The sequence below is a fragment of the Nocardia jejuensis NBRC 103114 genome (assembly GCF_001613145.1).
In the GTDB taxonomy this organism is placed as follows: domain Bacteria; phylum Actinomycetota; class Actinomycetes; order Mycobacteriales; family Mycobacteriaceae; genus Nocardia; species Nocardia jejuensis.
The window spans coordinates 36,260-49,255 of record NZ_BDBU01000027.1 but is presented as its reverse complement, the minus strand read 5'-3'; the positions used below and the strand labels follow the sequence as shown (position 1 = coordinate 49,255).

Genomic DNA, 12,996 nt, shown 5'->3' with positions numbered 1-12,996 from the left:
AGTGGCACGCCATCCGGCTCGGGGAGAATGCCGATGATTCAAGAACTTTCGTACGTGGGGTTCGCCTCGCCGCGCTTCGACGAGTGGCGCGGTTATGGACCGAATCTGCTCGGCGCGATGCTGACCGGCGACGGACAAGACGGTGCGGTGCGGCTCGCGGTCGACGATGTGGGGTACCGCATCGCTGTCCATCCCGGCGACATCGACGAATTTCGCTACGCGGGATGGGGGCTCGCCAACGAAACCGACCTCCACGCCTACGTCGAGCACATCCGGAGCCACGGGGTCGAGGTGCACTGGGCAGCCGAAAACCTGTGCAGGGAGCGGGAAGTCGCAGAACTCGCCTGGTTTCTGGACCCCTGGGGACTTCGCCACGAGCTGAGCTGGGGCAAAACCGCGGAACCGAACTCCTTTCAGCCCGGGCGAGTGATGCGCGGCCGCTTCGTCACCGGGGATCAGGGCCTCGGCCACATCGTGTTCCAGGTGCCCAGCCTGCAGGAGGCCGGTCGCTTCTATGTCGACGTCCTCGGATTCAGACTGTCCGACAGAATCATCACGGACTACGCCGATGTCCGCTTCTATCACATCAACGGCCGTCATCATTCGCTGGCTCTTTCCGAGCTTCCCGGACATGTGGGCGTCAATCACCTCATGCTCGAGTACGAGAACATCGACGATCTCGGCCGTGCGATAGATCTACTGAAGCGCAACAACACCGAGATCATGCAAACCCTGGGCCGGCACACCAACGATCTGATGACATCGATCTACATCAACAGTCCGTCCGGCGTGCAAATCGAGCTCGGGCACGGAGCTCTGGTGGTAGACGACCTCAGCTGGGTCGCCAGGACCTACGACAAACCCAGTTATTGGGGTCATCGCTACTCCGAGGCCGCGATGACCACGAAGCCCGGCATCATCAGCCCGATCGGGTAGGGCCGTCGCGAACGATCTGCCGGGGCCCGTTCCGGATTGGAATCAGGGTGGCTGGAGTAGTGCGGGGGCGGATCGGGTGTAGCAGGATCGGGGAATGACCGAGAGCGAAGCACGCATTGTGAGTACCCGGCTGGAGATCGGCGCGCCCGCCGAGGTGATCTTCGAGTTGATCGCCGATCCGTCGCAGCAGCCTCGATGGGACGGGAACGACAATCTGGCGAAAGCTGATGCCGGGCAGCGGGTTCGGGCGGTCGGGGACGTTTTCGTCACGGAGTTGACCAAGGATGGGGCGCTTCGGGAGAACCACGTGGTGGAGTTCGAGGAGGGGCGGCGGATCGCGTGGCTGCCGTCCGTCCCGGGCGCGACGCCGCCGGGGCATCTGTGGCGGTGGGAGGTCGAGCCGCTGGGTGACCTGCGGACGGCTGTCACCCACACCTACGACTGGACGAATCTGAACGACGAGAAACGCATCGTGCGCGCTCGGGCGACGACTTCGGACAAGTTGCTGGCTTCCGTGGAACGGCTCGCGGCACTCGCCGAGTCCTGACCCCGCCCTGAACCGGACCAGCCATGGTCCCCGCGTGGCCCGAGGCGGGGACCGGCTGGTGTGTCACCGCAATCGGCTTCGGGCAGAAGGGGTTCCGCCGGCACACGCGCGGAAAACGTAATGAGCCCCCCGCTTTCCGCGGCAGGCGGAGTGCGAGGGGCTCGTCGCGGCGTCGCGATTACTGGGTGTTGCTGTCGATCAGCATGTTTCCGTTGCCGCCGTCGATCACCCGCAGGGTCATGGACTTGGACTTGTCGCCATAGGTGACGCTGGCCAGTGAGATGTCCACCGAGCCATCGGAATTGTCGCTGTCGTTGCCGCGGGCTCCGGAGATTGCGGAGTAGCGGGTGACGCGGTTGCTGGTCCAGTAGGTCTGGAAGGCCGACTGGCTGCCGTAGACCTTCTGCGCGGCCGGGGTCAGGTGATTCCAGGCGTCGCTGAAGCTCATGTTGACGAGGTTGTCGAAGAACTTGTCGACCGTGTCCGCACCGGTGCCCACCGACACCTGGCTGGCGCTCTTGGTCTGGCCGAGCGCCGGGGTATTGCCCTTGGTGGTGTTCGGAGCGGCCTGGGTCGAATTCGACGAGGTGCCACCGGTTTCGCCGCCCGCGCTGTCCGAGCCCGAGGAGCTCAGCACGCCGAAGGCGACACCGCCCGCCACCACGACCGCCGCGACTGCGGCGGAAACGATGATCTTGGTCTTCGATCCCGAGGCCGGAACGTCGTCGTAGTCCAGATTCGGCGCCGGGGTGGAGCGGGTGGGTGGGCCGCCGGGCGCGGGCCGCCGCGGGGGCGGCGTCTCGAGCAGGGCCGCCGCGCTCATCGCACCGGTCGGGATGTCGGCGTTCTGCGATCGAGCCTGACGCGGTGCGGACCGCGGGGCCGAGGGCTTTTCGGGCTGCCGGTTCGACGGACCGCCCGAACGGCGCGAGGCCATCACCCGGGTGGCTTCGGCGTCGGGTCCGACCTCGGCGAACTCCGCCATCCGGTCGCGCACCTCGTGCATGCTCGGCCGGTCTTCGGGCTCGAAGCTGAGCAGCGACAGCAGCAGGTCGCTCAGCGGACCGGCATTGCGCGGCTCGCTGATCTGACCGTTCGCCGCGGCGTAGAGCAGCGCGAGCGGATTGGGGTTGGTGCCGTAGGGCGGTTCGCCCTCCAGCGCGTGGAACAGGGTCGCGCCCAGCGCGAAGACGTCGGCGGCGGGGCTCGGCTCGGCGCCGCGTGCCACCTCGGGGGCGAGGTAGGCGGCGGTGCCGGAGATGAGCCCGGTGGCGGTGAGGGTCACGTCGCCCTTGGCCTTGGAGATGCCGAAGTCGGTGATCTTCACGGCGCCGTTGTCGCCGAGCAGGATGTTGCCGGGCTTGACGTCCCGGTGCACGATGCTCACGCGATGCGCGGCGATCAGCGCCGAGGCGACCTGCTCACCGATCCGCGCGACCTGGGGCAGCGGCAACGTGCCCTGAGCGGACAGCACCACCGCCAGGCTTTGGGACGGAAGGTATTCCATGACGAGGCACGGGTCACCCTCGTGCTCGGTGATGTCGAATACAACGATGGCATTGGGATGCTGGAATCGCGCCGCGTTCCGCGCTTCTCGCGCGGCGCGCTGACGCACCACATCCTTGTCGGCCTGCGACAGGCTCGGCTGCGTGATGATCTGCTTGACCGCAACCGAACGTTCCAGCCGCTCGTCGACGGCACGCCAGACGACACCTGTGCCGCCGCTACCAATCCGTTCGACCAGGCGGTAATGCCCTGCGATCACTTGGCCGGTTTCGATGGCGGTACTCCGAAGTTCTTTTCGAGACGACTGTGACGAGGCGGTTGCCCGCGTGTTTCCCCGCATGAGTGTAGCGGTCGCCGGGCATCACGCCGACGTCAGCGTGAGATATCAGCGAGATCTCGGTGAGACCTACGCCGCAATCACCCGTCCAGCGTGTGCGGCGTCACCTATATTCGCAGCTCAGAGGCACTAGATGACGTGACACGTACTGGGCAGTCCCTTTAAAGGTGGTAACCGCCACGTCACGATCTTGATCGCCGCGTGTCGCGATCTACTCGTGGTTCACCCACTCCGCTCGCGCCAGCCGCGCCGCGTCGGCCTCGTCGAGTTCGATGTCGAACACCTCCGCGAGCACCTTCGGCAGTTCGGCCGCCTCCAACTCGCGCACCTCGCCGGTGCCGTCCGGATAGGTGAAGGTCCACGTGGTCCCGTCGATCTGGTGATGCACGTGCGGCAGGAACCGCTGCACGAAGGGCCGCATGGTGAACGGGGAACGCGGCGAGGTCGAGACGAAATGGTTTCCGACCGCGTAATCGATGCGGTATTGCGGGTTCAGCGTGAAGGTGTGCCGATCGATCCAGCCGTCCCGGCCGAACTGGTACAGCGTCCACAATTCGCTGCCGAGTGCGCCGGCGCCGCGCTCGAGCCGGTAACGCCATGCGCCGAGCTCGAATTCGCCGCGATCCCCGGTCAACTCGACGGGTTCGAGCGGGCCCGAACCGAATCCGACATCCACCAACCAGCGACGCTCGTCGTCGGCCGGACTCACCAGCAGCAGCGCGTGCGTGGGCGGACGCAGTCCCGCCGCGCCCATGGTGACCCGGCCGGACAGTCCGGTGAACTCGAACCCGATGCGCTCGAGCGCCGCCGCGAACAGGCCCACGTTCTCGTAGCAGTAGCCGCCGCGCCGGCGACGGATCATCTTGTCCTGCAGGGCGTGCACGTCGAGCGGGACACCGCGACCCAGGATGATCTCGAGATTCTCGAACGGAACGGTCGTGGTGTGCGCCTGCACGAGCGCACGCAGGGTGGCCAGGGTGGGCGTGCGCTTGCCGGAGAATCCGATCCGGTTCAGATACGCGTCCAGGTCCAGATCCGCGCCGTTCCAAAGGTAGGACGGGTCCGCCGGTGTGCTCATCGCTGCCTCTCGGTCGCTCTCACGGTCGCGTGGTGTCCGTTCGAGCAACCACGCTCGAACCGATCCTGTTCCGCGAGGCGGCACCAGGCGTGGCGACACACCGCGCGGCACACCTCCGTCCCCGTGCGCGACCTTCTCAGCGCAGTGGATTCGCCAGCGTGGCCACGCCCTCCCGGTAGGTCGGAAACGCGGGCTTCCAGCCGAGTTCGGCCCCGGCCTTCGCATTCGAGACCCGCATGGACATATCGAGCATCTGCGCCGCCGCCAGCGGGGCGCCCAGGCGCAGCAGGCGCGCCGGGATTCGCAGCGGCCGGCGCGCACCGGTCGCCGCGGCCATGGCGTCGAACATGGTGTCCCAGGTGACCGATTCATCGTCGACGACGTTGTAGGCCTGGCCGGGCCGGCCGTGTTCGAGGGCGGCGACGGTCGCGGCCACAGCGTCCTGAATGTGCACGAAGCCGATGTGCCCGGTGGCGGCCGACGGCAGCGGCAGCAGACGCAGTTTCATCGCGCGCACCATCTGATCCGATGCGCCGGGACCGTAGAACAGCCCGTAGCGCAGCGCGATTCCGTCCACTCCGACCGCGCGCCAGGCCTGCGATTCGGCCGAGTACAGGGCGGCGATGACGGGATCGTTGTCATCGCCCCGCAGTCGTCCGAAGGGGTCGAGCTCGGTGAGCGGCTCGGGGCCGTGATCCCGCACGCCGTAGCCGAGGACCAGCGACTGGGTGAGATACCGTGTCGCCCCGATTCTTTCGGCGAGTTCGACCAGATGGCTGCTGCCGTTGGCGCGCAGCGCGTTGGTGCGGCGCAGACCCGGGCTGCGGTAGTGGGTCGGCGGGGAATTGCGGTACGCGGTGAGCTCGTGGATGACCGCGTCGGCCCGCAGGGTCTCGGTGGCGCGCACCAGCTCCCCGCGATTCATCACATCCGCCACCAGCGCGGTGGCCCCCAGCGCCCGCACCCGTTCGGCCCCGCGCGCGCCCCGGGTGATGGCGTAGACCTGATGCCCGGCCAGGCGCAACGCCGTGACCAGTGGCCGCCCGATCGCTCCCGATGCCCCCGCTACGACGACTTTCATTGCGCTACTCCCCGTCTCGCCATGGTGTCCTCCCTCGAGGGTACGGCCCGGCCCTACCCTCGTGGACAGGTCTGTCTCAGGCACTTAGCCTGAGATCATGATCGCGCTGCTCGATCGTCTGCGGTTGTTCAATCTCCGCGAGTTCAGCACGCACTGGGGGCGGACGGCGGCCTCGGTGTTCGTGATGGCCGTCTCGGCCGCCTTCGTGGTGACCGTGATCGGGATCTCGGGATCGCTGACGGGCTCGGTCGAGCAGTTGGCCTCCGGACTGGCGGGCAATGCCGCACTGGAGGTTTCGGGTGTCACCGATGCCGGATTCGCGCAGACGGTGCGCGCCGATGTGGCGGCCGTGCCCGGGGTGGCGGCGGCCGTGCCGATGCTGCGGGCGGCGGTCGGACCGGAATCGGATCAGCTGCTGGTGCTGGGCGTGGACGCCTCCAGCGCGGCCCTCGACAGCGATCTGAAGGGCGCGGTGCAGAGCCGGGACATGGCCGCGCTGCTGAGCGTGCCCGATGGCGTATTGGCCGGTCCCGCAGCCGGACACGACAAGGGTGACGTCATCCCGGTGGGCTCGAATCAGGTCACGGTCGCGGCCGTGCTGCACGGCGCGGATCTCGAGCGGCTCAACGGCGGGCACTATCTGATCGCGCCGCTGCCCCTGGCCCAGCGGATCACGGGGCGTCTCGGACAGCTCGATTCGATCCTGATCGTGGCCGATCCGAACATCGATGCGGCCCAGTTGAACTCGGCCGTGACCGCGGCGGTGGCCGGACGCGCACTCGTCGCCGAACCGAGCGCCCGCGCCGCCCAGACCGGCAACGGCATAGTCATGCTGCGCTTCATCGCAGGCATGGGCGCGGGCATCGCCTTCGTGGTGGCGGCGTTCCTGATCTACAACACGATGAGCATGGCGCTGGCGGGGCGGCGGCCGGTGATCTCCATGCTGCGCGCCATCGGCGGGCGCAAGCAGACCATCGTGCGGGACGTCATCGCCGAAGCCCTGGCCTTCGGACTGATCGGCGGGATGATCGGCGGGCTCCTGGGCATCGTGTCCGGGCGGTACGCGGTCGGTCTGCTTCCGGGCGCGTTCACCCAGCTGACCGAGGTCCGGCTGCGGTACCTGCTGCCCTGGTACGCGGTACCGGCCGCGGTGGCGGCGGCCACGCTCACCAATGTGGCGGCCTCGGCGGTGGCGGCGCGACAGGTGTATCGGGTCTCGCCGGTGGAGGCGCTGGCTCCCGTGGGAGCCGGGCAGGCCGATGTGGTGCCGCGCCGGCTGCGGCTCTCGGCCGCGCTGCTCGGGGTGGTTCTGGTCGTCGCGACGGTCGTGATCGCGCGTGCGCATCTGGGGCTTTTCGCTTCGGTCGCACTGGGTTCGGCGTTCTGCGCGGAGATCGCGCTCGGCTTCGCCGCCACCGGGCCGATCGTGTGGCTGGCGGGCTTGCTCGCGCGCCGCTTCGGTCCGGCGGGGGTGCTGGCGGGGGTGAACATCGACCGCGCCCCGCGCCGGGTGTGGGCCACGCTCATGACCGTCACCATCGCCGTGGCCATGACGATCACCATCACCGGCGCCAATGCCGATGGAGTGCGTTCCGCGCGTGCGAGTTTCGCCAGCCTCGCCGACACCGATGTGTGGGTGACCACCACCCCCGAGGACATGGTGCCGACCGGGCTGCTGCCCGCCGCGCTGCCCGATCGGATCGCGGCCGTGCCCGGGGTGGCGCGAGTGACGCAGGGCCAGTTGGCCTTCGCGACCCTCGGTGGCACCAAGGCGCTCGTCTACGGCGTGGAGCCCGGCAGCAACTACGCCATGTCCCGATCGCTGGATCCGGAGATCGAACGCGAGTTGCAGGCGGGGGCGGGCGTGGTGCTGTCCCGGGATCTCGCCCGGGCCCTGGGGGTTTCGACCGGCGACGATCTGATCGTGCAGACGCCCAGCGGCGAGAAGCACGCGAAGGTGCTCGCCTCGGTCTCGTACTTCTCCGCGCTCACCGGCACCGCGGCCGTCAGCCTGGCGCTGATGCGGGAGTGGTTCTCCCGCCCCGGGGCCACCACCCTGCAGATCGACGCCGCCCCGGGGACCGATCCACACGAATTGCTTTCCGCCATCGGACAGGTCGTGCCTCCCGAGCTCCACGTCTACTCCGGCGCGAGGGCCCTCGACGGCGTGAGTCAAGCGATGGAGCAGGGCCTGGTCCTGTCCCGCATCATGCTGTTCATCGTCTCCGTCATCGCCGCGATGGGCCTGCTCAACACCCTCACCCTCGCGCTGCTGGAACGCCGCCGCGAACTCGGCATCCTGCGCGCCGTCGGCTCCAGCCGCCGCTTCGCCCTGCGCATGGTCCTGGCCGAGGCCGCCGCCATCGGCGTCATCGGCGCGGCGCTGGGTGTGGCCTTCGGCCTGACCAACCAGTACCTCTACTCGATCCTGGCCGCCGACCTGATGGGCATAGACGTCACCTTCCGCCCCGGCCCGCTCCTGCTCGTATTCACCCTCGGCGCACTGGGTCTGAGCCTCCTGGGCTCCATCCCGCCCGCCCTGCGCGCCGCACGGCTCGACATCGTGGACGCGGTCAGCGCGGACTAGAGAGCATCGGGCCGGTGCCCTCGCGCACGGGCACCTCGGGCCCGACGGCGCGGCCCGGAACGAATTCGAGAGCGCGTCCGCCCGGCACCGCGACCCGGTCCGCGCCGGTGCCCGAGCGCATCGGCACTGCCGCCTGTGTGAAGGCCGTACCGACGGGAACCGCTCCTCGGCACGAATTCACCTGGCGCAGAGCACGAAGATCGACCGCGGGCGGGCGCGGATACCCGGGACGCCGTCGGCAGAGCCGGGAAACGCAGTCAGGCGGCGCATTTGGCGTTCGGTGGGGCGGGTGGTGCGGTGTTCACGCCGCGGGCGATGTCCACCAGGTAGTCGTGGTCGCCGGGGGTGATCGGCTCGGTGTTCAGCAGGAGACGCTCCACCACGCAACCCGATTCGTAGAAGACCGGGCCGAGGCCGTGGCTGCCGGGGGCGATGGTGCCGTCGATGTCTCGGCCGCTGGCGATGGTGTACATCGAGACGGGTTTTCCGGCGGCGGTGAGGGCCGCGCGCATTTCCAGCGATTGCGCGTAGGGCACCAGGGGGTCGCCGGTGCCGTGCACGAGGATCGCTCGGCGGACGTCGATTCGGTTGGCCAGCAACGCCGGTGAGCGATCGAGGTAGGACTGCGGGCAGGTGAGCGGGGAGCAGCCGCCGGCATCGCGTTCGATCTCGGGGCGCAGGCCCGGTCCGGCCAGATCGGCTTCCAGCCAGGCGGTGACGTCGCCCGCGTGCCCGAAGGTGTCGACCCAGTAGTCGTAGGTGCCGGGTGGGGCGTACGCCGCCGCCAGGCCGCTGGTGACACCGCCCTGACTCCAACCCCACAGCACGGTGCGGCCCAGGCCGGGATGGTCGCCGCGATACCACCGGGTGGCCGCGACGGTGTCGCGCCAGCCCGCCCACACGTTCCACTCGCCGGTCCGCCAGGTGCCGCCGGCCGACCGCTGATCCATGGTGAGCAGGGCCGCGCCGGTGTCGCGAACGATCGACTTCATATAGCCCTCGAAGTCCGCCGCGCTTCCGGCGTGCCCGTGCACGGCGACGATGAGATCGCGGGCCCCGGCCTGCGGCTCGTAGACGCGGCCGGTGGCGGTCTCCCCGTCCACGGTCAGGGTCACGTCGCGCATCGACACGTCCGCCGATTCGGCCGAAACCCCGGGCGCCGCAACGGCCGTGGCGACGAGCAGCCCCGTCACCATGCCGAACATCCGCTGCCGGTAGCGAGATCTCATCGCGAGATCATCGCACGGCCGTCGCGGCGCATCGGTCAGCCACAGCCGCAGATCAGCTGATCGAGACCTTCTCTTCCCGCTCCGCGTCCCGCTCGCGCAGTTCCACCAGACGAGCGCCCTCCACGTCGATATCGGGCACGATCTTGCTCAGCCAGTTCGGAATCCACCAGGCCGACTTGCCCATCAGGATGAGCAGGGACGGGATCAGCACCATGCGCACCAGGAAGGCGTCGAAGAAGACGCCTGCCGCCAGCGCGAAGCCCATGGATTTGGCGGTGGCATCGGACTCCATGAGGAACGAGCCGAAGACGAAGATCATGATGACCGCGGCCGAGGTCACCACGCGCGCGCCGTGGTGGTAGCCCTTGATCACCGCGTCCCTCGGTGACGCACCGTGCACGTACTCCTCACGCATGCGGGTCACCAGGAACACCTGGTAGTCCATGGCGAGGCCGAAGACCAAGCCGATCAACATGATCGGCAGGAAGCTCACGATCGGGCGGGGTTCGTCGATCAGCCCCAGTTTGCCGTCCTGGAAGATCAGCACGGTCGCGCCGAAGGTGGCCGCCATGGAGAGCAGGAAGCCCAGGGCCGCGGTCAGCGGCACCAGCACCGAGCGGAACACCGCGATCAGCAACAGGAATGCCGCGAGTGCGACGATCGCCAGATAGGGCACGATCTTGCTGAGCAGCGCGTGGTCGACATCGGCGTAGATGGCGGTGGTGCCGGTGATGCCGTATTCGATGCCGTACTGCTCGTGCAGCCCGGCCTCCGCGTCGCGGGCCTCGCGCACCAGGTCCTTGGTGCTCTGATCGTTGGGCCCGGACTTGGGCACCGCGTCCAGCAGCGCGCCCGCGCCGTCCTCGCTGATCTTCGGCTCGGTCACGTAATCCATGTCCGAGTAGCCGGTCAGCTTGTCGCGCAGGGCGTTCACCGCGGCGGTCCGCTGATCCTGCGGCACGTCCGTCAGATCCGCGGCGACCATGAGCTTGCCGTTGCTGCCCTCGCCGAAGCCCGCGGTGCGCAGATCGTAGGCCTTGCGGATGGTCATGGTCTTGGGCATGGAGTCCTCGCCCGGCAGACCCAGTTGCAGATGCGTGGCCGGCAGCGCGAACAGCCCGAGCACCACGATGCTCAGCACGAGCGTCAGGGCCGGGGCCTTGCCGATGAAGTGCGCGACCCGGGTGCCGTTGGTGACCTGGGTGTCGTCCTCGGGATCGCGCTGGGCGATGAGCGGCAGCTTCGGAGTGAACAGGAAGCGGCCGAACGCGCCCAGCAGTGCGGGCATCAGCGTGATCGCGGTGAGCACCGCGAACGCCGCCGCGAGCGCGCCGCCCAGACCCATGAAGGTCAGGAAGCGAATACCGACGATGCTGAGCCCGACCAACGCGATGATCACGGTGCCGCCGGCGAACACCACCGCCGCACCGGCCGTGCCGACCGCCGTGCCCGCCGCCGCCTCCGGCGAATCCTGCACCGCGAGTTCGTGTTTGTACCGCGAGACGATGAACAGCGCGTAGTCGATGGACAGCGCGATGCCGATCATCGAGGCCAGGAAGGTGGTGAAACTCGGGATCGAGAGCACCGAGGTGCCGAGCATGATCACCGACATGGCCGCGCCGAGACCGACGATCGCGGTGATGATCGGGACGAAGGCCGCCACGATCGCGCCGAAGGCGATGATCATGACCACGAAGGCGAAGGCCATACCGATCATTTCCGACTTGCCGCCGGGTTGCTGCTGCTCCATGGCGATGGTGCCGTCGAGTTCGACGGTGAGTCCGGCCGCGCGGGCGTCGTCGGCGATGTCGTAGGCGGCCTTGCGGTCATCGGCGGTGACGTCGCTGAATTCCTTCAGCGTGAACGGCACCGTGATCACCGCGACGGTGTCGGCCTCGGTCTTGTTCAGCACGTTCAGCGGTGCACCGCTGCACTTGGAGATGTACGCGCCGGACTGCCGGTCACCGGTGAGGCAGCCCATCTCCTCGGCCGCCGCGATCGGATCGGTGAGGGGTTTGGCGTGATCGACGATGCCCAACCCGTCCAGCTTGCCGATCAGGCCCTGAATGGCCGTGTGATTGTTCGGATCGGTGAGCTTCTGCCCGGCCGGGGCCGCGATGACGTACGTGCCGGTGACGGCATCGAACTGGAAACCCTGCGACATGCCCGGAAAGTGCTTGTCCAGGATCTCGGTGGCACGCTCGGACGGCAGGTTCGGGATTTCGAAGGAATTGCTCATCGGCTCCGAAAGTTTCGCCCCGAGACCGCCGAGCACCATGAACAGGACGAGCCAGACGGGCAGGACGATCCATTTCCGGCGAAAGGCGAATCGTCCCCACCGGTACAGATACACCGACACGAGCATCTCCCTTGCGATCGTCGAATGACTGAAACGCCGAGCTGGAGAACTTCGTGTCCGAGTCTGCTGTGAAGTTGCTACAAGATCAAGCGGTGCGACTGGCGAGCCGGAAGCTAGTATTCGACCATGCGTTCGATGGATGCGGCCGAGCGGCGCGCACGACTGGCGGTTCGGCACCGGCTGGCGATGGATTCGCGCACCGACGACGTGAACGAGGTGGTGCGCTCCCTGGTGGTGCTGCACGCCACCGATCCGGCCACGGTGTTCCTGTCGGTGGCCGCGCGCGGGCGCGAGGTCGAGACCGGGCACATCGAGAAGGCGCTGTACGAGGATCGGACGCTGCTGCGCATGCTGGCCATGCGCCGGACCATGTTCATCGCCCCGGTGGAGTTCGTGCCGATCCTGCAGGCCTCGTGTGCCGATGCGCTCGCGCACAAGCAGCGCAAGACCTACGGCCGCTTCATCGAACAGGCCGGGGTCATCGACCAGGACGTCGCCTCCTGGTGGACAGAGGTCGAGGAGGAGACGCACGCGGCGCTGTTGGCGCGCGGGGCCGCGACCGGGGCGCAGCTGGGCAAGGACGTGGCGCGGCTGCGCACCCAGGTCGACGCCGCACCGGGCAAGGCGTATTCCAAACCCGGCAATATCACCACCTGGGTACTGGTGACCCTCGGCGCGGCGGGCCGGATCGTGCGCGGGCGCCCGAACGGCACGTGGTCCAGCAGTCAGTACACCTGGTCCCCGGTCGAATCCTGGATTCCGGCGGGGATTCCCGCCGTCCCCGCCGAGACCGCTCGGGCGGAGCTGGTGCGGGCCTGGCTGCGCGCCTTCGGCCCGGCCCCGGTGAGCGATATCAAATGGTGGACCGGTTGGTCTCTCGGCGAGGTCCGAAAGGCGCTCGCGCAGTTGGACACCACCGAGGTGGAGCTCGACGGCACCACCGGACTGGTCCTGTCCGACGATCTGGAACCCACTCCCGAACCCGAGCCCTGGGCGGCGCTGCTGCCCGCGCTGGACCCGACCCCGATGGGCTGGCAGACGCGGGACTGGTATCTCGGCGAGCACGCCCCCGCGCTGTTCGACCGCAACGGCAATATCGGCCCGAGCGTGTGGTGGAACGGCCGCATCGTGGGCGGCTGGGCACAGCGCTCCGACGGCGAAATCGTCTGGCGGGCACTGGAAGACATCGGCGGCGAGGCCATCGCGCGGATCGAGGCCGAGGCCGCGCGACTGACGCCCTGGTACGGGGAGGTCAGGCCCATCCCCCGCTTCCGCACTCCGCTGGAGCGAGAGCTCACCGCCTGATACACCCGCCTCACCGAGCCTCGCCACGTCC

The 12,996-nt window shown here is 68.4% G+C and carries 10 protein-coding genes; 4 read left to right on the top strand and 6 right to left on the bottom strand.

The genetic code is table 11. From position 1 onward, the window contains the following. Positions 1–33: 33 nt before the first annotated feature. Together NJ1_RS21745 and NJ1_RS21740 are read left to right on the top strand one after the other, a co-directional pair. The gene (locus tag NJ1_RS21745; RefSeq protein WP_067697661.1) at positions 34–936 is read left to right on the top strand and encodes a VOC family protein; all 903 of its coding nucleotides are present in this window, start codon (positions 34–36) and stop codon (positions 934–936) included. Between the two features lie 94 nt (positions 937–1,030). Then, on the top strand, positions 1,031–1,483 hold the full coding sequence (locus NJ1_RS21740) for an SRPBCC family protein (RefSeq protein WP_067697350.1): 453 nt from the start codon (positions 1,031–1,033) through the stop codon (positions 1,481–1,483). A 178-nt stretch (positions 1,484–1,661) separates the two neighbouring features. On the opposite strand, the gene NJ1_RS21735 is transcribed toward NJ1_RS21740, so the two are convergent. The 3 genes from NJ1_RS21735 to NJ1_RS21725 all read right to left on the bottom strand — a co-directional run bounded on the left by NJ1_RS21735 (position 1,662) and on the right by NJ1_RS21725 (position 5,485). After that, positions 1,662–3,248, bottom strand: a complete 1,587-nt coding sequence (locus NJ1_RS21735; RefSeq protein ID WP_067697348.1) for a serine/threonine-protein kinase — start codon at positions 3,246–3,248, stop codon at positions 1,662–1,664. Positions 3,249–3,537: 289 nt separating this feature from the next. Further along, a complete protein-coding gene (locus NJ1_RS21730; RefSeq protein ID WP_067697346.1) occupies positions 3,538–4,404 on the bottom strand; it encodes an arylamine N-acetyltransferase family protein in 867 nt (288 codons plus the stop codon). Positions 4,405–4,540: 136 nt separating this feature from the next. Next, entirely contained in the window at positions 4,541–5,485 is a 945-nt protein-coding gene (locus NJ1_RS21725; RefSeq protein ID WP_067697344.1) for an NAD-dependent epimerase/dehydratase family protein, read from the bottom strand. 97 nt (positions 5,486–5,582) lie between these two features. Between NJ1_RS21725 and NJ1_RS21720 the strand changes: the two genes are divergently transcribed. Then, positions 5,583–8,072: an ABC transporter permease gene (locus NJ1_RS21720; RefSeq protein WP_067697342.1), complete on the top strand. Its 2,490-nt coding sequence runs from the start codon at positions 5,583–5,585 to the stop codon at positions 8,070–8,072. On the opposite strand, the gene NJ1_RS39315 is transcribed toward NJ1_RS21720, so the two are convergent. From NJ1_RS39315 to NJ1_RS21710, 3 genes are all read right to left on the bottom strand, one after another. Further along, positions 8,059–8,199: a hypothetical protein gene (locus tag NJ1_RS39315; protein ID WP_157574143.1), complete on the bottom strand. Its 141-nt coding sequence runs from the start codon at positions 8,197–8,199 to the stop codon at positions 8,059–8,061. The two genes, NJ1_RS21720 and NJ1_RS39315, sit on opposite strands and share 14 nt — an antisense overlap. Before the next feature lie 130 nt (positions 8,200–8,329). Next, on the bottom strand, positions 8,330–9,301 hold the full coding sequence (locus tag NJ1_RS21715) for an alpha/beta hydrolase family protein (protein WP_245717515.1): 972 nt from the start codon (positions 9,299–9,301) through the stop codon (positions 8,330–8,332). A gap of 52 nt (positions 9,302–9,353) precedes the next feature. Next, entirely contained in the window at positions 9,354–11,660 is a 2,307-nt protein-coding gene (locus NJ1_RS21710) for an MMPL family transporter (protein ID WP_067697657.1), read from the bottom strand. Positions 11,661–11,786: 126 nt separating this feature from the next. Between NJ1_RS21710 and NJ1_RS21705 the strand changes: the two genes are divergently transcribed. After that, positions 11,787–12,965 (top strand): winged helix DNA-binding domain-containing protein, encoded by a 1,179-nt coding sequence (locus NJ1_RS21705; RefSeq protein WP_067697340.1) that lies wholly within the window; start codon positions 11,787–11,789, stop codon positions 12,963–12,965. The last annotated feature ends 31 nt before the right edge of the window (positions 12,966–12,996 follow it).

Coding starts and splice junctions, on each gene's coding strand:
- NJ1_RS21745 (WP_067697661.1), top strand. CDS start 34: ATGATTCAAGAACTTTCGTACGTGGGGTTCGCCTCGCCGCGCTTCGAC.
- NJ1_RS21740 (WP_067697350.1), top strand. CDS start 1,031: ATGACCGAGAGCGAAGCACGCATTGTGAGTACCCGGCTGGAGATCGGC.
- NJ1_RS21730 (WP_067697346.1), bottom strand. CDS start 4,404: ATGAGCACACCGGCGGACCCGTCCTACCTTTGGAACGGCGCGGATCTG.
- NJ1_RS21725 (WP_067697344.1), bottom strand. CDS start 5,485: ATGAAAGTCGTCGTAGCGGGGGCATCGGGAGCGATCGGGCGGCCACTG.
- NJ1_RS21720 (WP_067697342.1), top strand. CDS start 5,583: ATGATCGCGCTGCTCGATCGTCTGCGGTTGTTCAATCTCCGCGAGTTC.
- NJ1_RS21715 (WP_245717515.1), bottom strand. CDS start 9,301: ATGAGATCTCGCTACCGGCAGCGGATGTTCGGCATGGTGACGGGGCTG.
- NJ1_RS21705 (WP_067697340.1), top strand. CDS start 11,787: ATGCGTTCGATGGATGCGGCCGAGCGGCGCGCACGACTGGCGGTTCGG.